Raw genomic sequence first — 24,795 nt, 5'->3', positions numbered from 1 at the left:
TCATTTCTTCTGCAAATCCTTGAGTCGGGCCGTGAGGTTTTCCTTGGGGAAGCGCTTGTGCAGTGTCGTCATCAGCGCCTCGGCGGCTTGGGTTTGACCGGCGTCTTGCAGGCGTATCACTTCACGTAATTGATCATCCAATGACTTGGCCGGCGCGGCTGCGCGTTTGCTGACTTTGGCTTCGTCAGCCATTTGGCTATTGATCGACTCGCGCTGCAACGGCGCAGAAAACTCCGCCATTGGCGCAGCCGGTGCGGGCGCGGACATGGCGCCGGCTGGTGCAGCCTGGGCGCGAGCAGCGGGTTCATTCGCTTCAGCGGCTTCCTGTTTGGAGAGCGGTGCGGAGGCTTTGGGCGCAGGCGCGAAGTCATAGCTCGGCAGTTGTTCCGGCGTGCGTTGCACCAGTGCCAGCATCAGCGCGACGCCGACGAGGCTGGCGAATGCCACTTGCCAGCGGGGTTTCTGGCAGGCCTGCACCCAGCGTTGCCACAGGTTCGGCTTCGGCGCGGGGGCTTCGCGATGGGCCGTTGCGAGGATGAAGGCGTCGAGATGCGCCGGTGGTTCGCCGCTGCTGTGATCGCGAAAATGCTTGAGCACTTCATCGTCGGGCGATGGCGGTGTTTGTCGGGCGTCAGTCATGTCAGTACCTCCTCGGCCAGCAGCCGACGCAGTTTTTGCTGGGCGTAGCGCAAGCGGCTTTTTACGGTTTCCAGCGGGGTTTCGGTAAGGGTGGCGATCTGCGGCAGGTCGAGGTCGCCGTGGGCGCGCAGCAGGAACACTTCGCGCTGGTCGGCGGGCAGGGTTTGCAGGGCGGCTTCGAGGCGTTGACCGTCGCGGCTCAGGCTTAGCAGTTGTTCGGGGTCGGCCGCGTCATCGATCAGTGCATGGGTTTGCTCGTCATAGCTGTCGTGCAAGGGGTTGTGGATTCCGTGTTTGCGCCAGTGATCGATCAGTCGGTTGCGGGCAATCTGGTAGAGCCAGGTACGAAAGTTCGCCCGACCTTGTGGCTGACTGGTGCTGCGGATCAGACTCAGCCAGGTTTCCTGGTACACCTCTTCGGCCAGTTCGGGCTTGCCGCTGAGGCCGAGGAGGAATCGATAAAGGCCCTGGCGATGGCGGGCGTACAAAACTTCGAACGCCGGCCCGTCGCCCGAGCGGTAGCGCGCCAGCAGCGATTCGTCGCTGCCGGCGGCTGAGCTGATTACAGGATCGGACATGTCAGTGCTGGCCTCTTTCACTCTATCCGGTTGTCATTGGGCTGTTGATTCGAAGCCGTCGGGGTTCGCAGGCTCTGCGCCAACTCCACCAACTGCACGAACTCACTGCGCAGGCCGAACTGATCGTCACCTCGTGCGCCACGGGCCAGGGCTTCGGTGTCTTTCAGGCTGAAATCGCCGGTGTAGCGCCCGTCCTTGAGCTGCTGGGAAAAGGCAGCGACGGCGGCGGCAAAGCGCAGGTCATCGCTGGCGGCCGAGAGTTTGCCGGCCTCACCCTTCAGGATTGGCCGCTCGATCAAGCGACTGTTCCCACCTTCCGGCAACTGATAACGCACTCGCAGCATCGCCAATTCTCCGGTTTTTGCGGAAACATCGGCCGCAGCATTGCCATAGCGCAACGGTTCCAGCCAGCCCTTCTCGCCCTTGGGCACAATTTCATACAACGCGGTCACCGTATGTCCTGCACCGATTTCTCCGGCATCGATTTTGTCGTTGCTGAAATCCTCACGCTTCAAGGCGCGATTTTCATAACCCAACAGCCGATATTCGCTGACCTGCGCCGGGTTGAACTCCACTTGCAGCTTCACGTTTTTTGCCACCACCGCCAAAGTCGAACCGAGCTGATCCACCAGCACTTTGCGCGCCTCGCGCAGGTTGTCGATGTAGGCGTAGTTGCCGTCACCAGCGTCGGCCAGTTGTTCCATCAGGTGTTCATTGTAGTTATCCACACCAAAACCCAGGGTGGTCAGGGACACGCCGGTCTTGCGTTTATCCACAGCCATTTGCTTGAGGCTGTCGAAGTCGCTGATGCCGACGTTGAAGTCACCATCGGTGGCCAGCAGGATGCGGTTGATGCCTTTGGGGATAAACGCCTGTTGCGCCATTTGATAAGCCAGTTCGATACCCGACGCGCCGGCGGTCGAGCCGCCCGCAGTCAATTGATCGATGGCGATACGAATTTTTGCTTTTTCCCGTCCGGAAGTTGGCTCCAGGACGACGCGAGTCTCTCCGGCATAGACCACCAGTGAAACCCGGTCCTGCTCGCGCAATTGATCGACCAGCAATTTCAGGGTGCTTTTGACCAGCGGCAAACCTTCGCGACGGTCCATGGAGCCGGACACGTCCACCAGAAACACCAGGTTCGCCGGAGCCAGTTGCGCCACCGCGCGATCGGATGCCTTGATGCCGATGCGCAGCAATCGGGTATGCGGGTTCCATGGCGACGGCGCCAGCTCGGTGGTCACGCCGAACGGCGAGCCATCGGTGGGCAAGGCGTAGTCGTAGGGGAAGTAATTGACCATTTCTTCCAGCCGCACCGCCCCTTCGGGAGGCAAGCGCCCCTGATTGAGCAAGCGCCGGACATTGGCGTAGGCGCCGGTGTCGACATCGGCACTGAAGGTCGAGACCGGTGCTTCGGTCACGCTGTGAATCGGGTTATCGGCCAACGCCTGATATTGCTCCCGCTGCTCATCCCGATAGCCCTGTGGATAAGCCTCACCGGCCGGCATGGGCGCGAAAGCGACTAACGGTGCCGGTCGCGCGCTGCGCTTGGCCATCGAGGTGTCCGCCATGTCTGCTTCGCGGCGCACCAACGCTTCAGTTTTCGGCGCCTCTTGAATCGGTGGCGCAACCGCTGCCGGGCTGTTCGTCTCAGAGTCTGGCGTGGATGACGCGCCGCAACCGGCAACGGCCAGCAACAACCCGGCGGCGAAACCCTGGGCGGCCGGGCGGAGGAAATGCAGAGGGAGGGACATGGGGGCTGACCTCAGGAGGAAATTGACTCATTCATCCTCTGAGACGGACAGCCCGGCAGGTTCGGGTTAATCGCCGGAAAAAATCTTCAGCGGTGATATCGCCGCACCACGCTGCTGTTTTTCAGAACATGGCCTTTGATTTGTTCCATCAGTTGCGCGCGGGTCAGACCGGCAGGCAAGGCGTCTGGCGCCAGGTCCAGGGCGTAAAGCTGAATGATGTAGTGATGGGAGCTGTCGCCAATGGGCGGGCAAGGGCCAATGTAACCGGTGGTGCCTTTGATGTTGGTGCCGCCCACGCCTTCGAGGGCAGATTTGGCACCGACACCGGCCGGGATCTGCCGTGTCGTGGCCTTGATGCCGTAATGAATCCAGTGATCGACGCCCAGGCCTTTCTGGCCGTCCGGGTCGTGCATGACGATGGCGTAGCTGAGGGTGCCCTGGGGGCCGGCGTTCCAGCTCAGGGCCGGGGACTGGTTCTTGCCGCCGCAACCGCTGGCATCGCTGGCCGCCGCCGATGTGAACAGACGATTGTCCGAAACACCGGGAATGCTGAGGGTGAAACGCTCCTGGGCCTGCGCCGGAAACTGCACGCAAAGGGCGACTGCAACGGCCGCCAGCCAAGGGGTCAAAAAAGTCAATCGGGTCATACCGGAGCACCTTGTGCGGGTGAGGCCGTCGTCGGCTGGCAAACTATAGCCGGACCGTTCGTGCGCTGGCAGCAGAATTGGCTGAACCTGGGAATAAGCGCCAAACTCCTAAGTGAAACACTTGCCAGGAGATCGATCATGGCCCTGCATCGCGTCGCCCGTTTCGCCGATGTACCCCAAGACCGTGGCCTTGAAGTCCGGATCGATAAGACGAAAATCGTCTTGCTGCGGCTCGGCGATCAATTGCGCGCCTATCAGGGTAAATGCCCGCACGCCGGGGCTCCCTTGGCCAAAGGTGCGCTGTGTGAGGGGCGGCTGATCTGCCCGTGGCACAAGGCAGCGTACCGGCTCGAAGACGGCGCGTTATGCGAGCCGCCGTCCCTGGACAGTCTGCGACGCTACCCGCTTGAAATCCGCGACGATGAGGTCTGGGTCGATGACCAGCCAATGCCCACCGCGAGCACACCGCCGGCTGATGATAAGCGGACCTTTGTCATTATCGGCGCCGGTGCCGCCGGTACGGCTTGTGCCGCAGCGCTACGGGAGAAAGGCTTCGGCGGCCGGGTATTGCTGATCGACCGTGAGCCCGAGGCCGGCTACGACCGTACGGTGTTGAGCAAATTCGTGATTGCAGGCGAGATGCCGCCGGACGAAGTGCCACCTCTGCGCGATGAAAACTTTTATCAAGAACAGCGCATTGAGCGGATAAACAGTGATGTGATGGGCCTGGATGCAGCGAACCGGACTCTGCGCCTGGCCGATGGTCAATCGTTGAGCTATGACGCCGCCGTGATCGCCACCGGCGGCATACCCAAAACCCTGTCGCTACCTGGCGCCGACCTGCCGCAGGTATTCGTGCTGCGCTCGAAGGCCCAGGCGCAGCGGATTCTGACGAGCGCAAAACCCGGTCAACGGGCAGTGATCGTTGGCGACAGTTTCATTGCTCTGGAATCCGCTTCATCCCTGCGTCAGTACGGCCTGGATGTCACCGTTCTGGCCCGCCATGCCATCCCGTTCGAGGCGCACTTCGGCGATGCCGTCGGCAAAGCGATTCGTGCCCTGCACGAGGCCAACGGCGTGGTGTTTCATACCAATGGCGAAGCGGCCCGGATCGAAGGCGCAGGCAAAGTCGAAGCAGTGCTGCTGGACAATGGTCTGCGCTTGCCGGCGGATCTGGTGCTGGTCGGCATTGGCGTCACTCCGGCAACGGCCCCGTTTGCCGATTTGCCCAAAGAAAAGGATCTGTCGTTGAAGGTCGACGGTGGGATGCGCGTGACCGACGGGATCTGGGCCGTCGGCGACATTGCGACCTTCCCGCTCAACGGCCAGCCGAAAAGGATCGAGCACTGGCGCCTGGCCCAGCAACAGGCGCGGATTGCGGCGGCGAACATGCTCGGCGGCGACGAACGCTACCTCGACGTGCCGTATTTCTGGACCTGGCACTTCGGCAAAAACTACGACTACCTCGGTCACGCCCAGGCCTGGGACGAGGTTGAGTTCAAAGGCGATCCTGACCATCCACCGTTTATCGGCCTGTTCGGCAAGAACGGTGTTGTGGCGGCGGCCGTGGCCTGCGATGAAGAGCGGGCGATGGCGATGCTCGCTGAACGGATGAAACAGCCGTTGTCGGTGGATGAGGCGTGGAGGCTGATTCGGGATGTTGGCTGACCGACATCTTCCGCATTCCCCCGTAGGAGCTGCCGCAGGCTGCGATCTTTTGATCTTTGGCATTTTCAAAACCGCTGAAAATCAAAAGATCGCAGCCTTCGGCAGCTCCTACATAGAGCCGGCCAATGCACTGGGCTCAGACGTGGCTCATTGGCTCTCGGTTATCGTCATCTTCGGCTGACAGGCGGATCACCAGCGGATGCTCAAGCGGCGCCAAAGGCGGCGGTAGGTCAGCCGGGGCGACCGGGAAGAAGTGCGTAACGACATGACTGACATCGCCATCCTGATCGTTATGAATGGTCATCGAGCCCGGCGTGCGCAGTTTCGCCAATCGGTCGCCGGTCAGCTTGAAGCTTTTGCTGAGCCCCTGATCATCCACCACCGGCGCCGGCAAACGGCGCTGGGCGAAGCTCTTGCTTTTGCGCTGTTGATAACGCGCCCATGTGATCAGGATCACCGCGTTCAACAACGCCACCCACAGGTAAATCTGCAACGTGCCGAGGGCGTCGAAAAACGACGCATCGATGCGCGGGCCGTCATGGGTATCGACCAACGGCCACAAACCCCGAACCAGTAAATACAGCAGACCGACCCAGGCCAGCACGGTTAAAAAGACATCGATCACGACCAGAAAGGGCCGCTGCCGGGTTCTGATGATTTTCATTTGATGACTTCCTCTTCATCGTCATTCAGCGGCTTGATGCCCCGGTCCGGACTGACCCAACGCGCGCGCTTCTGATGTTGACCGAACAGCACTTTCGGGAAGCTGACCAGGGTGGTAAGCAGGCTGATGAGCCAGAACACCAGCGGATACCAGACCACCCAGAACATGGTCTTGCCGAGGCCCTTTTCGTAACGGCGATCGATCAGGATGCTGACCGCGAATTGCACCAGACAGACCACTGCCAACAGCAGTCCGGTAAAGGCCGGTGGCATCAGGTGATCAACGGCAATGGCGGGCGGCATCTCGATGAATTTGCCGACGCCCCAGAAAATCACCGACAGCAGAAAGGTGAAGGCCCAGCCGGTGGAGAGGCAGTATTCGAACAGCAGCGGCCAGAGGTAACGATGGCGGTATTGCCAGATGCCACGGATGTTTTTGAACAGCACCTCGGCGCCGCCCTGGGCCCAACGCAGACGCTGTTTCCACAGGCCGCCGAGGGTTTCCGGCATGAGGATCCAGCACAACGCGCGGGGCTCGTAGAAAATGCTCCAGTGATCCAGTTGCAACTTCCAACTGATGTCGATGTCTTCGGTGATCATGTCCGGGCTCCAGTAGCCGACCCGGTTCAGCGCCGTGCGACGGAAAGCGACGATCACCCCGGAGACGGTAAAGATCCGCCCGAACACCCGTTGGGTGCGCTTGATCAGGCCGATGATCGACGAGAACTCGCCGACCTGTACGCGGCCGATCAAGGTCGAACGGGTGCGGATTCGCGGGTTGCCGGTCACGGCGCCGAGGCGCGCATTGTCGAGCATCGGCGCCACCAGATACGCCGCGGTGTTCGGCGCCAGCAATGCGTCGCCGTCGATGCACACCAGATACTCGCTGCGCGCCGCAATGGCGCCCATGCGCAGGGCCACGGCCTTGCCCTGATTCTCCGCCAGGTGCAGCACCCGCAGACGCGGATCCTGCGCCGCCAGTGCATCGAGCACCGCGGCGGTGTTGTCCTTGGAGCCGTCGTTGATCGCGATCACTTCGATGTTCGGGTAATGCTGGGCCAGCGCCGCATGGATGGTATCGGCCGCGTTGTCGCCTTCGTTGTAGCAAGGGATCAGGATCGAGATCAGCGGTTCGCCGGCCAGCGCTGGCGGCAAAGTATCGTCCTGCCACGGCCAGTGCCGCTCCCAATGCAGCCAGAAATACAGGCCGCCGGCGATCCACAGTCCCGACATGAACAGTGGATAAAAGAACACGAAGTCCATCAGGAATTGCCCGGTGAGCAGAAAGATCAGCCCGAGGGGAACCCCAAGGACGATCGCCAGAACCAGCAGGGCTAAAAGTCTGTCCAGCATGTTATGGATTCCACTTGTTGGAGAGCGCGGGCCGCACGGTTTTCAGGTCCGGCTGGTTCTCGAGGAAGTTGTCCGGGTAGTAACCAAAACTGGTGGCGCCCTGACGCTTGAGGCGGCCCATCCAGTCAGCCAGCTGTTCGCCGTCGATGTCGGCGTCGGTTTTTTTCGTCCAGTCACGGGCCTGCAATTCGAACACCGTGCGCTCGAGTGCGCCGGGGCGCGATTTGACCGTTGCCACCAGCGCTTCGAGCCAAGGGCCGGATTGTTTGCGGCTCTGTTTTTCCATGAGTGGCATGGCCATCGGCGCCGTCCAGTCGTAGGCGCCCAGGAAGTCGTCGAGGTTCTGCGCGAACCACGCTTCACTCTCGGGGTTGAGCATCGGCTCGGCGAAAATATTGCGCGCCGTTTTCACTTGCGGGCCGCGAATGGCGCGAACCTTGGCGGTCAGTTCGTGAGTGAAATCGATCAGGTAGCGGCTCTTGAACCGCGTCCAGCGTTGCAAGGTGACCGGATCGTCACGCAGGGCGGCAATCGAACCCGGCAGACCGTTGGCGGCGTAAACCTTCAGGGCTTCAGGGCCGGCGTCTTCGAAGTCCGACAGCACCGCGTCATCGTGATAGAGGACGCCGTCGACCGAGGTCAGGCGCGCCATGTCTTCGTAGATTTCACCGATGATGCGCCGCACGTTCGGATCGAATGGCGACAAGCGCTTGTACTGGTCCGGATCGATCGAGGTGACGCCGGTTTTCGGGTTCCAGCGAGTGACCCGTGGCAGCTTCGAATCGAGGGCAAAACTCAGCACCGGCATCCAGGCATAGACTTTGACCTGAGCCCGAGTGCGCAACTGCCAGGCCACGCGGTCGAAGATATCGGCGCGCATCGGCAGGTGCCGGTTGGGGAAGTACAGCGAGTGCACCAGGCCATCGCCGGCAGGGTCGGCGAAGGCTTGCAGAAACACCGTATTGGCGCCCATGTCGGCCATGCGCTGGATCAGTTTGCCGAGGTTGATTTCCTGTTGGGCCGGGTCCGGGTCGTAGACGTTGTCCAGGTCCACATGCACCACTCGCATCGGCGATTCGGCCTGCACCGAAACGATGCTGTTGGCGAAGTGTTCGCCATCCGGGTCCGAGGCCACCAGAAAGCGCGGGCTGCTCATCAGGTTGTCGAGGGCATCGAGGCCGTCTTCCAGAGTCAGGGCCATCTGATAACCCTGCTCGTTGACCACTTGCAGCGAGGTGCCGTCCGCCGCGCCATAGGGCCAGACCCAGACACGCGGTTTGTAACCGGTGACCTTGAGGATCTTCTCCGAGATGGCCGCCACATCGGCGCGCATCCGGGCCTGGAATTGCGCTTCGGTTTCATAGCGACCGGTAGCCGCGTCATAGCGCCGGGTCGCGGCCGCCGGTTGCAGGTTGCCTTGCGGGTTGGCCAACACGCCTTTGTGGTTGGCGTCGGTGTGGGCGGCGATTTCCACCAGGCCGGATCGGGAAATCTCCCGGATCTGCTCCCAGGTCAGGAAGTCCGAACGCTTGCGCGGTGTACCGGCGAAATCCACCGGCTGGTTCAGCGGCGTATCGATCCATACCCCGACCGGCGCCAGCAAGGCGGGCCAGTTATAGGCGCGCAGCACCGGCAAAACGCGGGTGTAGAAGCTCGAATACCCATCGTCGAAACTCAACACGATCGCCCGTGGCGGCAGCTCGGGGCCACCGTTGCGAGCGGCCATGATCTGGTTGATGGTGACCGGCTTGTAGTTGTTCTCCCGCAGCCACGCCAGTTGCTCGAGCAGACGCTCGGTGCGCACGGCCACCACCGCCTGATCGGGGTCACGGTCTTCGACATCGTGGTAAGCGATTCCGAGTACGTGGTTTTTCGGCCACGGCTTTTCATTGGCCGGCATCGGACGTTCGGACGGCGGTGCGAAGGCCGGGGCTTGCTGGGCGCAGGCGCTGATCAACAGCACTCCCAGCAAAAGGATGAAACGCGAAATAAAAGGCATCTTCAAACTCTTCTAGAAGCGGTAAGTGAGGTCGACGAGCAGGCGCAGATCGGTTTCGCGGTCGCCGTCATAAGGCCGGTTGATCACGCTCAGCAGGCCGCCCACCTCGAATACGTCGTTCCAGCTGTAGCGCTGGCCGTAACCCAACAGGCCGACGCCGCCGGTCCCGTGATCGCGCTGGCTATAGGTGCCCGCACCGGCCTGGAACTGCTGGCTCCAGGAGGTTTCGTAGCGGTGGTAGAGCACGTGATTGACGTTCACCGTCGGCAGCACGCTGAAGTCGGATTTGGGGTTGAAATACGGCACGTCGTCGGACTTGGAGTTATGGCTGGTGCCGACCTCCAGGCCGAGGTCGACCTGCAACCCCGGCGCGCGGTAAACACCCTCGCGACCGGTGAGCAAGGCTTCGACACGGTTGTTGCCGTCACTGAAGTGCGAGGGGCTGACCGCCAGCCTCCACTCGCGGCTCTCATTGGCGCGCCAACGGATGAAACCGCTGCCGCCGTTGGCGGTGATGTCGCTGTTCAAGGCCCGCAACGGCGTTTGCGCCGACAGGTATTCGAGGCTGCCGCCGTACTGCCAGTGATCGTCGATGTCTCGGGCAATCGCCAGGCGCGCGCCCTGTTTGTCACCGAAGCCATAGGAATGGTTGGAGACTTCCGCCTCCAGGGTCATATCGCGAGTCCGGCGTTCTAGCCCGACGCGCTGAAAACGATGGTGGCCGGTGCCTTCCTGGAAGTCGCCGGTGGCGTAACCGACACCGGCGAACACGCGCCAGTCTTCATCGATGGGCGGGCTGTACAGCGTGGTTTCGATGCCGAAATCGCGACTGCCGTTGACCGCCCCGGCGTCGCCGTTGCCCCCGCCATAACTCTTGCCGCCGTAGGCCTCCACCCGCAGCTCGGCCATGTCATGGACCGCACGCTGGCGCTGCAAACGCTGGACCTGACGGTTGCCCGGAAAACGCGCGACCACATCGTCGGTCAGCGCATCCATCTGCCGCCATTCCTGCAGATCCATGGCGGTGTGACCTTGCGCAACTTCCAGCCCGATGTCCCGCGGCGCCATGCTCTCGGTTTCCTTGAGCTGATTCTCGGCGCGCCGGGGCCAGTCCCGGGCCAGGTACAGATCGGCCTGGGCCAGACGCAGGCCGAGGTTGCCCGGGGCCTGATCCACCAGCGTCTGCAAACGCTGCTCACCCGACGGCAGATCAGCGCCGTAGGTGCCGGCCTGGGCAGCGAGTTGCTGCGCGTCCATCCATTCATCGTTGGGATTACCCACCGGCAAGCCCTTGAGCTCGATCCGTGGCTTCTGGGTCTTGGCCAAGTCCTCGGCGACCTGACGTGCCTCATCGGCCTTATCGCTTTCGAGCAAGGCGTAATAGAGCGCGGTACTGTCTTCCAGACGGTCGCCGACATCGGCATCCGGCGCGACCAGCACCTGACGATACAAATCGGTGGCGATTTCTGGCTGACGCTGGTCCAGATAAGACGACGCCACCCAACGCAAGGCATAGGTCGGAATCTTCACACCTTCGGCGAGCAATTTCTGGTATTCGGCGATCACATCAGCGGTGCGCGCGCGGGCCTTGAGGGCGCCCATGCGATCGATTCGCCAGCGGATGACGTCATCGTGGGCCTGAGGATCCGGCGTCCAGGTCGTCAGCAACTGGTCGTAATCGGCCAGAGCCCGATCAGCGATCAGATAACGTTCTTTTTCGCTGCGGGTGGCCAGCTCGGCCAGCCGCACGCGTTCTGCGGCCAGATCACCTTCAAGACGTCGCAGCGTGACCGGATCCAGCAATCCCGGCCGCTGATGCGCCAGGCGCAAGGCCGGTTCCGGCAGGCGGGCGCGTTGCAGGGCAATCACGTATTCCCGAGCGACGTCGGGCTTGCTGCCGGCGCGGATGAAAGCCTGGTCGTATTCAAACAATGCGTCGTAGGTGGCACCGGCGCGGGTCAAGGCGTACGCCAGGGCCAAGCGGCGGGAAGGGTCATCCGGTTTCGCCGCCACCAGAGCCTTGGCGCGGGCAACCGCCTCGTCAGGCTTACCGGCGTCGGCCTGGGTCATCGCCAACCCCAGCTGCAGGTCGGCATTTTTCGGGTCAAGGGCCAGAGCCTTGTTGTACACCTGGGTCGCCGAGTCCCAGCGCTTGAGGTTGCGATAGGCACGCGCGGTGGCGGTCAGGGCCTGAACCGGCAACGCCCGATTGTGCCCCTGGGTTTCATAGACCCAAACCACTTCAGCGTCCAGGCCTGCCCAGCTGGCGATCTGCAAGTGATCGCTGATCTGGCCGGTGGTGGCCTGGTTGACTGGCACCTGGCGCAATACAGCCAGCGCAGGCGTGTAGTTGCCGGCTCGTGCATCGCGAACCATTTGGTCATAAGGCGTATCGGCGAACGCCAGCACCGGCCACAGCAATTGGCCGCACAGCGCAACGCGAAACAAGGGGCGTAAACCACGATGAATAAAGGGACCAGCAATACACGGCATTCGTCAGCATCCTTACATGGCCAGCCGGGTCGCAATGTCCCCTTGCCCATTCGTAGCGGAAAGCCGGATCGAAAGACCCGGCCAGGCTTTATCGACGCAGTTTTGCATGCAAGCGAAGTCAACTATTCAGCGCACAATAATTGTTCAGATTCGTGGTGCTCGGGCCTTCTCTCAATGCCAGTCAGTCAAGATGCAGAACCTGTGGGAGCGGGCTTGCTCGCGAAAGCGGTCTGTTAGTAGACATTGATATTGACTGACACGACGCCTTCGCGAGCAAGCCCGCTCCCACATGGATTGCGCTTGACTGACTGGCATTGGAACCTCCTCCCCCCTCTCCCCGTTTCGAAAACCCAGACAGCAAAACGCCCGGCGTCTGCGTATTGCAGAGGCCAGGCGTTGTGTTGAAGCCTGTAGTTTTTACTGGATGCTGACGTCGCCCGTGCCACCGAGTTTGCTCATCACGAAGCCGACAAATTCCTCGAGGGTCATTTTCTGGCCGTTGAAGTCCACCTGATTGTTGGCGTAGTGCAGCTTGGTGACGACGTTGTTACCGTCCAGTTTCGCCAGTTGCGTGCCCACCGCCATGCTGCTGAACATGTCGGCGGTTGCGCTCGCCTGATCGGCAATGAGCTTGGCGTCGGTCTGGCCGTCGATTTGCGATTGCACGGTAAGCACGTCAACCAGCATTGGCTTGGACACCAAGAGGTTGAAGTCCAGCAGCGCGATCAATTGCTTGACCAACTGGTCTGGCGGCAGGTCCATGGACTGCGGTTTGGTCAGGTCCAGCACCAGGTTGGCGCGGCTTTCGCCGTTGCTGGTGTTGAACGACAGGTTTTCCAGGGCCACTTGGGGACCTGCGGCCAGCAGTTTCTCCAGGCCGGTCTTGACCTGAGCCTCTTCAGCCGGGGTCAGGTTCAGCTCCGGCGCCGGTTCACCGGCGGCAGCGGCTTCAGCGGCGGCCCTTTCGTAGGGTTGCAGTTTGGTCTGGTAGATCTGCATCAGCGACATCGTTGACGGGATGTCGAGATTTTTCAGGCTCATGGCCATCTTCGCAGAGCCGATAACCTTGCCGTTCAAGGACACTTCACCGACTTTGTAATCGGCACGCCCCGAAGCGTTGGTACCCGTTTCCTCGGTCTGGTTCTTCATTTCAAAGTTCTTGACGCCGAGTACCGATTGCTTGGCGCCGAAGGTGGTTTTGCTGCTGGTCAGCACGACGGTGTTTTCGCCGGTGTAATAGCCGTACGTGCTTTTGTTCAGGTTACTGGCCACGGTCAAGCCATTGAGCTCGACCTGCACCGGGGTCTGATCTTCAGCCACGGTGGTCAGCTTCAGGCTGTCCATATAACCGTCTGCCTTGACCTTTTGCGCCTGGGCACTGGCGGCTACATCGAGTTTCATACCGGAAAAGGTCAGATTGGATTTATCATCCAGTGCTGTTTCCAGCGGTAGAAACTCGAGGGTGCCCTTGGTGGAATTGTCGTAGCCGATGTTAACCACGCCTTTGACCGGGGATTTGTCCTTGGCGGCAGCGAACCACTTTTCGGTCAGTGGGGTCTTTTCCAGCTCGTAGTGACTGGTCGCCAGGACCGGCAACCACTTCAGCGACACCAGGCGTGAGAACGGCAGCGGACCGTGTTCGATGCGGTCGACGAACAGCAACTCGACCGGTGCTTCACCAAACATTTCGCCTTCGCCCTTGAGGCGGTAGTGCGCGGTGCTGCTGAATACATGGCGATCCAGCGACACCAGTTCCAGCGACGCCGTGCCGTTGGAACCTGCCAGCGCGGCTTGCAGCTCTTTGTTGGCGTCGGCGATCGAGGTGGTCAGCACCCCGTCGAGTTTGCTGCCGGTGTACCACGCACCGCCAGCGCTGATTGCACCGATGGCCACGACAATTCCTAGTAGCACGCCTGCTGATTTATTCATGAAGTATCCGTTCAATGTCCGTTGTTGAAAGTGTGGTCGTCTTCCCTGAACCCATGGCGGGTTACGGTTCCGACTGCGCTGGAAGTGGGGTGGAGATTAGCATTTGCTCCGCAAAGCGGCCCAATGATTAAAGGTGAAAGAGTGTCCAGGGGATGTGGCTGCCTGTGGACAACTGGCAAGGGTCGAGAGTTTCGGTGACTATCCGATCGCCTTCGCGAGCAAGCCCGCTCCCACAGGGGAACGCATTCCAATGTGGGAGCGGGCTTGCTCGCGAAGGCGTCAGTCCAGCCAACCTCAATTCACGAATACTGCACTTCAATTTCATCAAGCTGATGATCGAAGCTTTTCAACCGTGCGGTCCACGTATACACCAGCACTTCAAAATCCCGATTAATCACCGCCCCGCCGGTCACTTCCGCGCGCGGGTCGCAGAAATCCAGCTGATAGCGTTCACGGGCCATGGCGTTGGCGACATCGGACAGCTCTCGCGCATTGTTGAGCCAGTGCCACCCTTCATCGGCCACTTGCTTGTCCAGCGCCAGGCATTGTTTTTTCAAGGTTTCGAGGCTTTTTTCCAGCGGCGTGCCGGTGAGTTCGCCCATGACTTCCTGGAACGTGCGCCCCGGTTGCCAGTAACTGCCCCAGAAATACCGGTCGAACACCGTTTCGACGCGACGCAAAGCCACCTTGGTGTCCCAGATCAGCACCAGGGTCTTGCCTTGTTCAAGTTGTCGCTTCTTGATGCGCTGGTTCTGTAATGAAGCCCAGGCGACCACCACGATAGCCATCACGGCGATCAACGCCGCCGCGCTGTCGAGGAATATCAGCGCCGTGTCGAGTTGGTGGGCCAGCATGACGCCGTAGAAATAGGTGGCCGACAGCAAAACCAATGCCGCAATGGCGCACCAGAAGCCGGGAGCGTAAGGGTTTTTCATTATTAGATCCCCATGATCAACGCAAGCCTTGATCGACGGGTTCGCCACGCGCCCCCATCAAGTCAAAGCATAGCAACGGCCTCAGGGTTTGCCGGGGTGTGACCCTTGCGTTCGTCCGCTTTCCCGGCCGCAATGCAAGGAACGTCCGTCTGTCGTGACGTGTACAAGCTTGAACCAAAGAATGTAGTGAAGATGTATATACTTCGTCAGTACATATTCCGAGGACTTGGACATGTCAAAACAAGCCGTTTTTACGATGAAACTCGAACCCGAATTGCGTGAACAGTTCATGGCCGAAGCAGAAGCTTCTCATCGTCCTGCCTCTCAAATCGTCAGGGAAATGATGCGTCAATTCGTTCAAACCCAGCGAGAATCGCGCGAGTACGAAGCATTCCTGCAACGTAAGGTCGACAAGGCCCGAGTTTCCATGCGCGCTGGGGATGGCCTGACAAATGAGGAAGTTGAAGCAGAATTCACTGCCAGGCGAGTGCGAGCAGCCATACAAGAATGAAGATAATCTGGACGCCAACAGCAGCACAGGATCGTGCAGACATTTGGGATTACCTGCATGCCGTCAACCCGCAAGCCGCCATCGACATGGACAATCGCTTCAAAGACGCGATATCCCGCATTGCCCAATACCCAGAAAGCGGCCCTGGCGGAATCATTGCAGGTACCCGCGAGTTAATTCCACATCAGAGCTATCGTGTCGTTTATGAACTGGGGCCAGACGCGATCTGGATACTCGCTCTAGCGCATACGTCCCGACAGTGGCCACCAGAAAGATGATTGTTACACCCCCCGCCCCTTCCTCAACAGCACATCCAGCTGATCCACCACCTCCGCCCAATCCGCATCATCCAGAATCTCCTCACGCAGCAACTCTGCCTGGCTCTCGCTCCAGAAGAACGCGTCCGCCAGGTGCAGTTCGGGTTTGAGCGGTGAATGGGTAGCGATGAATTTATCGATGCTTTCGGCGTCATCCGGCAGGCCGAGTTGTTTGAACAGGGATGGGAGGCTGTGGGTTGGGGATTCCATGTCGGGCTCCTTGTGATCGCTTATTGGATGGGTGACCGCGGTGCGGCTATTCGCGGGCAAGCCCGCTCCCACAGGGTTTTCGCAAGTCCTGTAGGAGCGAGGCTTGCCCGCGATGACGTCAGTCGGGGCGACTGTTATGCCGAAAGACTCAACTCGCACACTTCGGCATGCGGCACCATTTTCAAGAATTCCGGCACGCTCATGTGTACCAGGTTGTTGTGGTTGCCGGCTTCCAGGTAAATATCTTTCTGCCGGGTCAGCTGTGGGTCGATGACCATGTCCATCCCGTAGGATTCACCCAGTGCAGGCACGGCGCCGCGTTCGCAATCGTCGAACAGGTGCGGCAGGTTGCTTTCCCGGGTGACTTGCCATTCGCTGCTGCCACGGACTTTGCTCAGGTCCAGGTGACGGCTGGCAGGCAGCACGGCCATCAAGTAATGCCCGTGGCGGTCGTCGAGGATCACCGATTTGGCGACCCGTTCGGCAGGGATACCCGCGAGCCGAGCCGTTTCAAGGCTGCTGGCCGAGTGCGGGTGGGAAACGATGTCATATTCGCAGTGGGCCTTGTCCAGGCTGTTCTGTACGGTTTTTGCCATACGCATGATGCACCTCGGTGTCCGCAGCAACGAATCGCGGACGATGGTTAACTTTTGCCTCCCTTAAAAGTCTAGGCCCGCTGGTGGGATCCGGCGGGAAATCCGCCCGTCGGACGCTGTCGACACTGGTCAAAATTCATACCAATGCAGGGTCAACTAGACTGGTATACAGAGTCATGAACGGCTCGCGGACGGATGACTCTCCCGGAGGGTCAAGTGAACATGCGTTGCTGTGCAATTACGCTGCTGCTGGCCCTGAACGGACCGGTTTTCGCGGCGGACACTCTCGTGGTGCTGGTTCCCGATCCCATCGGGCTCTGGTTGATCACCTTCGGCATTGCGTTTCTGATCGCCGAGGCGGCCTTGCCTAATTACGGCGTGGTCGGCTTGGGCGGCCTTGTGATGTTCGTGATTGGGGCGGTGATTCTGACCAATGCCGAAGTCCCCGTTCCCTTGATAATCGGCTTGGGGCTGATCAGCGCATTGCTGCTGACGTTCCTGCTGATCCGCGCCTTGAAAACCAGACCGCGCCGCAACGTCACCGGTGACGACGAATTACTGGGCAGCGTGACGCCGATAACGTCGTTGCAGGCCGGTAGTGCTTATATCGGCTGGGTGCACCTGCAAGGCGAGCAATGGCAGGCAATGAGCGAAACACCGCTGCAGCCGGGTCAACAGGTCCGGGTAGTGGCACGCAAGGGTCTATTGCTGGAAGTGGTCGCGGCTGACGCGGCGCCCGTATGAACAATGATGGCGGAGAATAGTCATGGGTCTGCAACTGGGTTTTGCCGCGCTGCTGTTACTGCTGATTGCACTGGCGGGGTCGACCTTCCGTATCCTGCGCGAATACGAACGCGGCGTGGTGTTCCAGCTCGGACGCTTCTGGCAGGTCAAGGGCCCAGGCCTGATCCTGCTGATTCCAGTGGTCCAGCAAATGGTTCGCGTCGACCTGCGTACCGTGGTGCTCGACGTACCGCCGCAAGACGTCATCACCCGGGACAACGTCTCGGTCAAGGTCAATGCGGTGCTGTATTTCCGCGTGCTCGATCCGCAAAGGGCGATCATTCAGGTCGAAGACTTTCTCATGGCCACCAGCCAACTGGCGCAGACGACGTTGCGGGCGGTGCTCGGTAAACATGAACTCGATGAATTGCTGGCCGAACGGGAACGGCTGAACGTCGACATCCAGCAAGTGCTCGACGCGCAGACCGACGCCTGGGGCATCAAGGTGGCCAACGTCGAGATCAAGCACGTGGACCTCAACGAATCGATGATTCGTGCCATCGCCAAGCAGGCCGAGGCCGAGCGGGAACGTCGGGCCAAGGTGATCCACGCCGAAGGCGAGTTGCAAGCCTCGGAAAAACTCATGCAGGCCGCCGAAATGCTCGGTCGTCAGCCGGGGGCCATGCAATTACGTTACATGCAGACGCTGAGTTCGATTGCCGGGGACAAGAGTTCGACTATCGTCTTTCCGCTGCCGATCGAATTGCTCAAGGGGATGGCGGATTTGTCGTCCAAGCCTTGAACAGATCGCAGCCTTCCTACTCGCTGGATCATTGGGAGAAGTCGCAGATGCAGGCTCGGGCCAAGGTTTAGCTCGATAGATTTGTGGTGAATTGAAGATCGCTTTCGCGAGCAAGCCCGCTCCCACATTTGATCTTGGGCGTTCACAAATGCTGTGTGCACCCCAGGACTACTGTGGGAGCGGGCTTGCTCGCGAAGGGGCCATCAGCTTCAACATCAATGTTGACTGACACACCTCTTTCGCGGGCAAGCCCGCTCCCACAGTGGATTTCGGATGTTCAAGAAATACGGGGGCGCCCCCCATCCAATATGGAAGCGGGCTTGCTCGCGATGGCGTCAGTGCCGTCGATACATGACTTGGCAACTAGCGCCTCATACGGCGCTCGCGCCCAACGCTCTACCCGCTCGAGCAACAGGGCCGTGGCCTCGCGACGCTTGTCATCGCTGTCTCCGACAAACACGTCCGACGGCTGTTTGGCATGCTGTCCCACTGCCGCGAACACTTGCTCACGCTGCAATTCATCCAACCCGAAAAACTCAGCCAATCGCCCGGCCATGGCCTGTGGCAGTTCGCTGTAGTTCACCGCCAGGCCGCCAAACGCCCGGCATTGCGCCAACCCCGACGCCAGTAACCGCCCCACCCGCCGGGCGATGTAATCCTCGCGGCTATCGAACGGCAATTCGTCGTCCAGCCCGCTCGCCCCGATCATCCCCGGCACCATGTGCATGCCCGGGCGACGCAGATGCGAGACGGCGATTTCCAGCGGATCGCGGTACACAAACAACCAAGGCGTTTCGGGAAAACACTCGTGCAACACAGGCAATTCAGTGATGTTCCAGGCATCGAGCTTAATGATCAGTCGTTGTTCCGAACCGAGCCGACGCTGACCATAGGCGGACAACAACCCTTTGATGGCAGCACGGCGCTCGACGGCGGGCAAATCACTGCGCAACAGCGCATCCAGCGGCGGTGGCTCGCTGACGACAATGTGGCTGTCGAGTTGCGCCAGCATCTGGCTGATCAGGGTCGAGCCACATCGCGAGGCATGAAAGATAAACGCACTCGGGGCCAGCCCAGGGCTGCAAACCTGCCAGTCAGCGAGGGTCGACAATGCAGTTTTCCGGCGAAACGCCTGATTGAACGGCAGTCGCAGCGCGTCTTCCACGGCCTCACGAAAAAACGGCTGATGCAGCGGTGTGTCACCGAACCAGCACCAGTCGACTTGCCATTGCCCGGCCTCTTGCCACACGCGAATCGGCAACCAGCCTTCCAGGTTCAGGCGCTCCATTGTTCATTCCATTGACGGCGACCGTCGCGCATCGCCGCGCGCAGTTCTTCAGCGGTGAACGCAAGTCCACGCTCGGCGGACAGTTCCAGGGTACGGACGATAAAGGCTTCGTTGTCCTGCAACCCCTGCAAGGACTTGCACAGCTGCGGATCGCTGGCCACCAACGCCTGGAACTGCGCTAAAGCGTCATGACCGATTTGCGGCAGCGGCGTGGTTGCCAACCCGTCGAGAATCGCTTGCTCCAGCCAGGTATCGGGCCGGCAATCGAGCACCAGATGAACCCGTGCCCGGGTATCGCGATTGTCCACGCGATGAGGCCGCGACAGGTCGAGAAACCAGCATTCGCCAGCGGCCATCGGCATGCGCTGGCGGTCCAGCAGAAAGTCCACTCGGGGTGGACTGAGCAACGGGATATGCAGACGCAAGTCAGCGTCTGGCGCGCCCAGGTCATAGTCGCGATGTTCATGGATGCGCCCGCCCGGGCCGAGCCGCAGCAGACGCGCGCAGACGATCTGCAGCGGCAGATCCCGCAGCCCTTGCTGCCATCGAACATCCCGCCGCCAAGGCTCACGCAACAGCGTCTCGCCGCGACCGGGCGACAGTTCAGTCAAGGCATCGGCCGCGCAAATCAGTGCCACGCCGCTCCAGTCGCCAGCGTAATAATCGCTATTGAAGTGACTGTGCCAGTCGCCCTCGCCAATCGCCGTCAGTGCCTGCAACAGCAACGGCAAATCCACCGTTACCGGCAAGCGGGAGAAGGCCGGCCGACTCATCGTTTCGGCAGCACCGCGCATTCGCCGAGCCAGGTCAGCAAACGGTCGAGACAGGCCTCCACCGATTGCACACCTGTGTCGAGCACCAACGATGCGGATGGCGGTGGTTCGTAAGGCGCGGAAATACCGGTGAACCCCGCCAACTCACCCCGTCGAGCGCGGGCGTAATGACCTTTGGGGTCACGCTGTTCACACACCGCCAACGAGGCGCTGCACCAGACTTCACGGTAATCCTCCCCCAATCGTCGGGCGAACAATTCACGCAACTCCACCAAAGGCGCGATCATCGCGAGGATGACGATCTGGCCGTTCTCGACCAACAGTGCCGCGAGTTCACTGGCGCGGCGGATGTTTTCCAGGCGATCGCTGTCGGTAAACCCCAAATCGCGATTGAGCCCGACCCGCAGTCCGTCGCCATCGAGCACCACACTCTGCACGCCGTGCTCGAACAACTCGGCGTGCAGTGCCTGGGCCAATGTCGATTTGCCCGCGGCCGGCAAACCGGTCAGCAGAATTGCCGTGCCGCGATGGCCGTTGCGGGTCTCCCTTTGGGCGCGGCTGATGCTCGCCGTCGGCGCCAGCAGATTATTGGACCGGGGCATGGGCCACCGGCACAGAGATGTTGCCCGCCGCCCAGGCCTCTTCGCGATTGGCCAGGGCCGTGGCGATGGACTGGACTTCGGTCGATTGCACTTCGTCCGGCAGCGGATCGAGACCGGCGCTGGCGAAGATCTGCCCGTAAGCGTTGCGCAGATCGGCGTAAGACAGGTCGCGTCGCAGATCGGCCTGCAAGGTGTTCAGCTCGCCCTGGATCAGGTCCAGTTCGCCCAGCCCGGCCGCCTGATGACGATTGCGCAGCTGGCCGACGATTTGCCCATCGATGTCTGACAGTTGCTGATTGGTCTTGAACTGCCGCATCGCCTCGCGATAGTTGGCGTTGGCCACGTAAAGCTGCGCCAGTATGGCAATCGACATCGCCTGCCTGCGCGCCGCGGCGACTTCTTCACCAGCCTTGGCGACGTCAATCGCGGCGGGCGCGGAAATCACATTGAACAGGTTCCAGGTGACTTTCACCCCGTAATCCGCCCAGCCCTGCTCCACCAAAAACGAGTTGCTGTCGTAATGCCCGCCAGCGGCAAACTCCAGCCCCGGCAGCAGACGCAGCATGGCTTTGCGGGTTTCGGCGGCGCTGATCCGGGTCTGGTAATCCTGCTCGCGCAACTCCGGCCGACTGGTCAGGGCTTCCTGTTCCAGGCTGGCGAGATCGACCTTGAGTTCCGGGATGATGTAATCATCCTGGGTCGCCAGGGTCAGCTCGGTGCTCAGCGGCAGGTTGATCAGCGTTGCCAGTTCGGTTTTCGCCAACGACAGTGCGCGGCGTTGTTCTTCCAGTTGCCGGGTGGCTTCGATCAGCGAGCGTTGATAGCCCAATGCCTGAATCGGATCACCGATACGCTGCTCGCTCATGCTCTGGCTATTGGTGCGAGCGGTTTCGACCCGGACCATGAGGCTGTCGATCTGTTTGAGCAAACGTTCGGCGGCCATGGCTCGCCAATAGGCCGAGCGCACGTCCTGCACGATGGTGTTGATAACCTTGCGCCGACGCTCCTGGACGATCAGTCGCTGGTCGCCCTGTTGCTTGGCGCTGATGTAGCTGACACCAAAGTCGAGCACGTTCCAGACCATGGTCAGGTCCGCCACTTCACGGTCGCGGTCCTGGGAGGTCGACGGTTCCAGGGACTGGGCCCCGGTCTCGACGCTCTGGCTGCTGGAGGCGCTGACGTTGTTGCGCCCCACGTAACCGGCATCCAGCGCCATGCGCGGCAGCATGTCGAAACTGGCGAGGTCGAGTTGGCGCTTGGCCAAGGCCTCTTCCATGATCTTGAGCCGGCCTTCGAGGTTGTATTTCACCGCACGGGCCATGGCCTGGTGCAGGGTCAGCGGGCCGCTGAGAGGCTCCTGCCCCTTGTACATGTTTTGCAGATCGCTTTTGGCGCGCTGTTGGCTGACGCTGCGTTCGATCGGTTCACTGGTGACTGCACACCCGCTGATCGCCAGCGCCAGCAGGCTGGCGCCGAATAACTTCTGACTTCTCTTCATCCTTGGAGCCCCCAGGTGCCGCCCTGCTTTAATGGTTTTTTCAGGCCTGCATTTCACTGATGCCGACCTGGTGCAAAGCCGCGGCCAGGCTTTCGACCTGCCGCTGCTCGGTGTCCTTGAGTTGTTGCAATTGCTGACCAAGACTCGGTGCGCCAAACACACCGCGCAGTCCTTGGGAAGCATCTCCCATCCTGATTGAGTTATGGCCGAAGGCGTTCAGCGAGTCCCCCTCACTGCCCGTGTCCTGATTGAACAGATTTGACAGCGTGCTGCTGCCAAAGACCCCGCCGTCGCCACCGCCAAAACCGAGGAAGCCGTGACCTGAGCCATCGCCACCGTTTTCACTGCTGCTGAATACCTGCGCGATAAAGCTAGGCGTCAGCGCCCCGTGGCTCATGAAAATATCGCCCAAAGGCCGAATGCCGTTGCCGATCACTCGCTGTTCAAACAGCGGGGTAAAGGTCAGCGGCGAACCGAGATCGCCAGTGGGCGCAGTGAAGATGATCGGTTGTAATGGCACGTTGGGCAGATCGGGCACGCTGACAGGATCCGAGGCCCGGAATTCCGGTTCCGGCGGCACCACGACAATCGGCGACGACGGTGCAACGACCGTATTGATCGCATAGCTGTTCGATAGGCTGACACCGCTGCCCGTGTTGCCTGCTGAATCGCTGACGCCAGCGACGCTCAGGCTGATCGCATTGTTGCCACTGCTGACATTGGCGTTCGGCGTCAGGGTCGCGGTCCAGGTTCTACCGCCATCGCTGCTGCTCAAACTGGACAAGCTGCCGTTCGCCACGCTGATGTCGGACAGGTCGAAGCCACTCACTGCTTCGTTGAAGGTGAAGGTCACCAATGAGGTCTGGCCCACGCCCAGGTTCGGGTTGGCAACCACCACCGTGGCCGTCGGCCGTTCGCCGTCGATGGCGTAGTTGTTGGACACCGCGACGCTGGCGCCGATGTTGCCCGCCAGGTCAGTCACGTTGCTGGTGTCCAGCGCAATGAAATTGCTCGGGTCGGTGATGTTCGCGGTGGGGGTGAACGTTCCGGTCCAGGTCTTGCCGCCGTCGCTGCTGGCCAGATTGGTCAGCTCGCCGTTGGTGACGCTCAAGTCCGACAAATCGAAGTCGCTTACCGCCTCACTGAACGTGAAGGTCACCAGCGTCGTCTGGCCAATGCCCAGGTTCGGGTTGGCAACCACGATGGTGACGGTCGGGCGAGTCGCATCGAGTGCGTAGTTGTTGGAAATGGCGATGCTGGCGCCGGCATTCCCCGCCGCGTCGAGCACATTGCCGGTGTCGAGCAGGATCAGGTTGGTCGCATCGTTAAGGCTCGCGGTCGGTGTGAGTGTGGCGGTCCAGGTCACACCGCCGTCGCTACTGGCCAGGTTCGACAGTACACCATTGGCCACGCTGAGGTCCGACAGGTCGAAACCGGACACCGCTTCGCTGAAGGTAATGGTCACCGTGGTGGTTTCACCAATGCCCAGCTTATTGTCCGCCACCACAATGGTCGCGTTAGGGCGAGCGGTATCAATCGCGTAGTTATTGGAGTCGGTCACGCCAACACCGCTATTGCCCGACGCGTTGGTCACACCACTGTTGTCCAGGCTGATCAGGTTAGTGGTGTCCGTCACGCTGACCGCAGGTGTGAAGGTCGCGGTCCAGGTCACGCCACCATCGACAGACGAAACGTTACTGAGGGTGCCGTTGGCAACGGTCAGGTCGGCGTTGCTGAAACCGCTGACTGCTTCGCTGAAAGTGATAGTGACCAGCGAGGTGTCACCGGCCTTGAGGGCATTGTCGGCAACTACGATGGTGGCGGTCGGCACCTCGGTTTCCACCACATAATTGGCCGAGTTGGTGGTGCCTGACCCGGTATTGCCGGCCAGGTCCAAGACGCCGCTGTTGTTCAGCGTGATGATGTTGCTGGCGTCGGTAATCCCGATAGTCGGGGTGAAGGTCCCGGTCCAGGTGATGCCACCGTCGCTGCTGCTGACCGCGCTCAAGGTGCCGTTGGCGATGCTCAAATCACTGTTGTCAAAACCCGTCACCGCTTCACTGAAGGTGATGGTCACCAGCGACGTCTCCCCCGGTTTCAGGGTCGTGTCGCTCAACACGATAGTGGCGGTCGGCCGTTGGCTGTCGATTGCGTAGTTATTCGAATCCGTGGTGCCGGCACCCGCGTTTCCGGCCACATCCAGGACCCCGGTGTTGTCCAGAGTAATCAGGTTGGTCGAATCGGTGATGCTCGCCGTCGGCGTCAGGGTGGCGGTCCAGGTGATGTTATCGCTGGTGCTCAGACTGCTTAGGGTACCGTTGCTCACCGTCAGGTCGGCCGTGGTAAAACCGGTCACCGCCTCGGAGAACGTGATGGTCACTACCGATGTTTGCCCCACCCCCAGTGCCGCGTCCGCAACCACGATGGTTGCCGTTGGCCGCACGGTGTCGATCGCGTAGTTGTTGGAATCAGTAGTGCCGCTACCGGCATTGCCCGAAGCATTTTGCACCCCGCTGTTATCCAGGGTGATCAGGTTGGTGGTGTCGGTGATGGCGTTGGTCGGCGTGAAGGTCGCGGTCCAGGTGACGCCGCCGTCACTGCTGCTCACGGCGCTCAGGGTGCCGTTGGCAATGGTCAGGTCGGCGTTGCTGAAACCGCTGACCGCTTCGCTGAAGGTAATGGTCACCAGCGACGTTTCACCGATTCTCAGCGCATTGTCGGCAACCACGATGGTCGCGGTCGGCAGCACCGTATCGATGGTGTAGTTGCCGGAACTGGTGGTGCCGCTGCCGGTGTTGCCGGCGATGTCGGCCACAC

The 24,795-nt window shown here is 60.8% G+C and carries 22 protein-coding genes; 5 read left to right on the top strand and 17 right to left on the bottom strand.

Annotated features, from left to right (window positions below):
* From PMI36_RS24290 to PMI36_RS24305, 4 genes are all read right to left on the bottom strand, one after another.
* Complete coding sequence (locus tag PMI36_RS24290; RefSeq protein ID WP_008068594.1) at positions 1–639, bottom strand: hypothetical protein; 639 nt, start codon at positions 637–639, stop codon at positions 1–3.
* The gene (locus PMI36_RS24295) at positions 636–1,217 is read right to left on the bottom strand and encodes an RNA polymerase sigma factor (RefSeq protein WP_008068593.1); all 582 of its coding nucleotides are present in this window, start codon (positions 1,215–1,217) and stop codon (positions 636–638) included. The genes PMI36_RS24290 and PMI36_RS24295 overlap by 4 nt, the downstream gene beginning before the upstream one ends.
* 17 nt (positions 1,218–1,234) lie before the next feature.
* Positions 1,235–2,971, bottom strand: coding sequence for a vWA domain-containing protein (locus tag PMI36_RS24300; protein ID WP_008068592.1), 1,737 nt, complete (start codon positions 2,969–2,971; stop codon positions 1,235–1,237).
* Positions 2,972–3,057: 86 nt separating this feature from the next.
* The gene (locus tag PMI36_RS24305; protein ID WP_008068591.1) at positions 3,058–3,618 is read right to left on the bottom strand and encodes a YbhB/YbcL family Raf kinase inhibitor-like protein; all 561 of its coding nucleotides are present in this window, start codon (positions 3,616–3,618) and stop codon (positions 3,058–3,060) included.
* Positions 3,619–3,756: 138 nt separating this feature from the next.
* Here PMI36_RS24305 and PMI36_RS24310 point away from each other — a divergent pair, with 138 nt between their 5' ends.
* Positions 3,757–5,286: an apoptosis inducing factor family protein gene (locus PMI36_RS24310; protein WP_008068590.1), complete on the top strand. Its 1,530-nt coding sequence runs from the start codon at positions 3,757–3,759 to the stop codon at positions 5,284–5,286.
* A 136-nt stretch (positions 5,287–5,422) separates the two neighbouring features.
* On the opposite strand, the gene pgaD is transcribed toward PMI36_RS24310, so the two are convergent.
* From pgaD to PMI36_RS24340, 6 genes are all read right to left on the bottom strand, one after another.
* A complete protein-coding gene (gene pgaD / locus PMI36_RS24315; RefSeq protein WP_008068586.1) occupies positions 5,423–5,950 on the bottom strand; it encodes a poly-beta-1,6-N-acetyl-D-glucosamine biosynthesis protein PgaD in 528 nt (175 codons plus the stop codon).
* Positions 5,947–7,302 carry a poly-beta-1,6-N-acetyl-D-glucosamine synthase gene (pgaC, locus tag PMI36_RS24320; RefSeq protein WP_008068585.1) on the bottom strand — a complete coding sequence of 452 codons (1,356 nt, stop codon included), beginning with the start codon at positions 7,300–7,302 and terminating at the stop codon, positions 5,947–5,949. Before pgaC ends, pgaD begins: the two co-directional genes overlap by 4 nt.
* A 1-nt stretch (position 7,303) precedes the next feature.
* Positions 7,304–9,301: a poly-beta-1,6-N-acetyl-D-glucosamine N-deacetylase PgaB gene (gene pgaB, locus PMI36_RS24325; protein WP_008068584.1), complete on the bottom strand. Its 1,998-nt coding sequence runs from the start codon at positions 9,299–9,301 to the stop codon at positions 7,304–7,306.
* A 12-nt stretch (positions 9,302–9,313) separates the two neighbouring features.
* Positions 9,314–11,794 carry a poly-beta-1,6 N-acetyl-D-glucosamine export porin PgaA gene (gene pgaA, locus PMI36_RS24330; protein ID WP_008068583.1) on the bottom strand — a complete coding sequence of 827 codons (2,481 nt, stop codon included), beginning with the start codon at positions 11,792–11,794 and terminating at the stop codon, positions 9,314–9,316.
* Between the two features lie 417 nt (positions 11,795–12,211).
* On the bottom strand, positions 12,212–13,723 hold the full coding sequence (locus PMI36_RS24335) for a YdgA family protein (RefSeq protein ID WP_008068582.1): 1,512 nt from the start codon (positions 13,721–13,723) through the stop codon (positions 12,212–12,214).
* 299 nt (positions 13,724–14,022) lie between these two features.
* Positions 14,023–14,658 (bottom strand): hypothetical protein, encoded by a 636-nt coding sequence (locus tag PMI36_RS24340; protein WP_008068581.1) that lies wholly within the window; start codon positions 14,656–14,658, stop codon positions 14,023–14,025.
* Between the two features lie 232 nt (positions 14,659–14,890).
* Between PMI36_RS24340 and PMI36_RS24345 the strand changes: the two genes are divergently transcribed.
* Positions 14,891–15,169: a hypothetical protein gene (locus PMI36_RS24345; protein WP_008068580.1), complete on the top strand. Its 279-nt coding sequence runs from the start codon at positions 14,891–14,893 to the stop codon at positions 15,167–15,169.
* The gene (locus PMI36_RS24350) at positions 15,166–15,447 is read left to right on the top strand and encodes a type II toxin-antitoxin system RelE/ParE family toxin (protein ID WP_008068579.1); all 282 of its coding nucleotides are present in this window, start codon (positions 15,166–15,168) and stop codon (positions 15,445–15,447) included. Before PMI36_RS24345 ends, PMI36_RS24350 begins: the two co-directional genes overlap by 4 nt.
* 3 nt (positions 15,448–15,450) lie before the next feature.
* On the opposite strand, the gene PMI36_RS24355 is transcribed toward PMI36_RS24350, so the two are convergent.
* Positions 15,451–15,696 carry a DUF2789 domain-containing protein gene (locus tag PMI36_RS24355; protein ID WP_008068578.1) on the bottom strand — a complete coding sequence of 82 codons (246 nt, stop codon included), beginning with the start codon at positions 15,694–15,696 and terminating at the stop codon, positions 15,451–15,453.
* Between the two features lie 134 nt (positions 15,697–15,830).
* Positions 15,831–16,298: an aminoacyl-tRNA deacylase gene (locus tag PMI36_RS24360; RefSeq protein ID WP_007899556.1), complete on the bottom strand. Its 468-nt coding sequence runs from the start codon at positions 16,296–16,298 to the stop codon at positions 15,831–15,833.
* 210 nt (positions 16,299–16,508) lie between these two features.
* Between PMI36_RS24360 and PMI36_RS24365 the strand changes: the two genes are divergently transcribed.
* Positions 16,509–17,036, top strand: a complete 528-nt coding sequence (locus PMI36_RS24365; RefSeq protein WP_032830125.1) for an NfeD family protein — start codon at positions 16,509–16,511, stop codon at positions 17,034–17,036.
* A gap of 22 nt (positions 17,037–17,058) precedes the next feature.
* Entirely contained in the window at positions 17,059–17,817 is a 759-nt protein-coding gene (locus PMI36_RS24370; RefSeq protein ID WP_008009522.1) for a slipin family protein, read from the top strand.
* Positions 17,818–18,094: 277 nt separating this feature from the next.
* Here the strand turns inward: PMI36_RS24370 and PMI36_RS24375 are convergent, their stop codons facing one another.
* The 5 genes from PMI36_RS24375 to PMI36_RS24395 form a co-directional block, all read right to left on the bottom strand.
* Complete coding sequence (locus tag PMI36_RS24375; RefSeq protein WP_008068574.1) at positions 18,095–19,105, bottom strand: sulfotransferase family protein; 1,011 nt, start codon at positions 19,103–19,105, stop codon at positions 18,095–18,097.
* Positions 19,093–19,878 carry an aspartyl/asparaginyl beta-hydroxylase domain-containing protein gene (locus tag PMI36_RS24380; protein WP_008068572.1) on the bottom strand — a complete coding sequence of 262 codons (786 nt, stop codon included), beginning with the start codon at positions 19,876–19,878 and terminating at the stop codon, positions 19,093–19,095. The genes PMI36_RS24375 and PMI36_RS24380 overlap by 13 nt, the downstream gene beginning before the upstream one ends.
* Complete coding sequence (gene cysC, locus PMI36_RS24385; RefSeq protein ID WP_008068571.1) at positions 19,875–20,480, bottom strand: adenylyl-sulfate kinase; 606 nt, start codon at positions 20,478–20,480, stop codon at positions 19,875–19,877. The genes PMI36_RS24380 and cysC overlap by 4 nt, the downstream gene beginning before the upstream one ends.
* Entirely contained in the window at positions 20,464–21,978 is a 1,515-nt protein-coding gene (locus tag PMI36_RS24390) for a TolC family protein (RefSeq protein WP_008068569.1), read from the bottom strand. The genes cysC and PMI36_RS24390 overlap by 17 nt, the downstream gene beginning before the upstream one ends.
* A gap of 40 nt (positions 21,979–22,018) precedes the next feature.
* On the bottom strand, positions 22,019–24,795 hold a 2,777-nt coding region (locus tag PMI36_RS24395), incomplete at its 5' end, for an Ig-like domain-containing protein (protein WP_032830124.1).

It is taken from the genome of Pseudomonas sp. GM79, assembly GCF_000282495.1.
Taxonomy (GTDB): Bacteria; Pseudomonadota; Gammaproteobacteria; order Pseudomonadales; family Pseudomonadaceae; genus Aquipseudomonas.
This window is presented reverse-complemented; position numbering and strand designations above follow the sequence as displayed.

Coding starts and splice junctions, on each gene's coding strand:
- PMI36_RS24370 (WP_008009522.1), top strand. CDS start 17,059: ATGGGTCTGCAACTGGGTTTTGCCGCGCTGCTGTTACTGCTGATTGCA.
- PMI36_RS24380 (WP_008068572.1), bottom strand. CDS start 19,878: ATGAGTCGGCCGGCCTTCTCCCGCTTGCCGGTAACGGTGGATTTGCCG.
- pgaA (WP_008068583.1), bottom strand. CDS start 11,794: ATGCCGTGTATTGCTGGTCCCTTTATTCATCGTGGTTTACGCCCCTTG.
- PMI36_RS24335 (WP_008068582.1), bottom strand. CDS start 13,723: ATGAATAAATCAGCAGGCGTGCTACTAGGAATTGTCGTGGCCATCGGT.
- pgaC (WP_008068585.1), bottom strand. CDS start 7,302: ATGCTGGACAGACTTTTAGCCCTGCTGGTTCTGGCGATCGTCCTTGGG.
- PMI36_RS24345 (WP_008068580.1), top strand. CDS start 14,891: ATGTCAAAACAAGCCGTTTTTACGATGAAACTCGAACCCGAATTGCGT.
- PMI36_RS24300 (WP_008068592.1), bottom strand. CDS start 2,971: ATGTCCCTCCCTCTGCATTTCCTCCGCCCGGCCGCCCAGGGTTTCGCC.
- PMI36_RS24390 (WP_008068569.1), bottom strand. CDS start 21,978: ATGAAGAGAAGTCAGAAGTTATTCGGCGCCAGCCTGCTGGCGCTGGCG.
- PMI36_RS24375 (WP_008068574.1), bottom strand. CDS start 19,105: ATGGAGCGCCTGAACCTGGAAGGCTGGTTGCCGATTCGCGTGTGGCAA.
- PMI36_RS24360 (WP_007899556.1), bottom strand. CDS start 16,298: ATGCGTATGGCAAAAACCGTACAGAACAGCCTGGACAAGGCCCACTGC.
- pgaD (WP_008068586.1), bottom strand. CDS start 5,950: ATGAAAATCATCAGAACCCGGCAGCGGCCCTTTCTGGTCGTGATCGAT.
- PMI36_RS24350 (WP_008068579.1), top strand. CDS start 15,166: ATGAAGATAATCTGGACGCCAACAGCAGCACAGGATCGTGCAGACATT.
- pgaB (WP_008068584.1), bottom strand. CDS start 9,301: ATGCCTTTTATTTCGCGTTTCATCCTTTTGCTGGGAGTGCTGTTGATC.
- PMI36_RS24355 (WP_008068578.1), bottom strand. CDS start 15,696: ATGGAATCCCCAACCCACAGCCTCCCATCCCTGTTCAAACAACTCGGC.
- cysC (WP_008068571.1), bottom strand. CDS start 20,480: ATGCCCCGGTCCAATAATCTGCTGGCGCCGACGGCGAGCATCAGCCGC.
- PMI36_RS24310 (WP_008068590.1), top strand. CDS start 3,757: ATGGCCCTGCATCGCGTCGCCCGTTTCGCCGATGTACCCCAAGACCGT.
- PMI36_RS24295 (WP_008068593.1), bottom strand. CDS start 1,217: ATGTCCGATCCTGTAATCAGCTCAGCCGCCGGCAGCGACGAATCGCTG.
- PMI36_RS24290 (WP_008068594.1), bottom strand. CDS start 639: ATGACTGACGCCCGACAAACACCGCCATCGCCCGACGATGAAGTGCTC.
- PMI36_RS24305 (WP_008068591.1), bottom strand. CDS start 3,618: ATGACCCGATTGACTTTTTTGACCCCTTGGCTGGCGGCCGTTGCAGTC.
- PMI36_RS24340 (WP_008068581.1), bottom strand. CDS start 14,658: ATGAAAAACCCTTACGCTCCCGGCTTCTGGTGCGCCATTGCGGCATTG.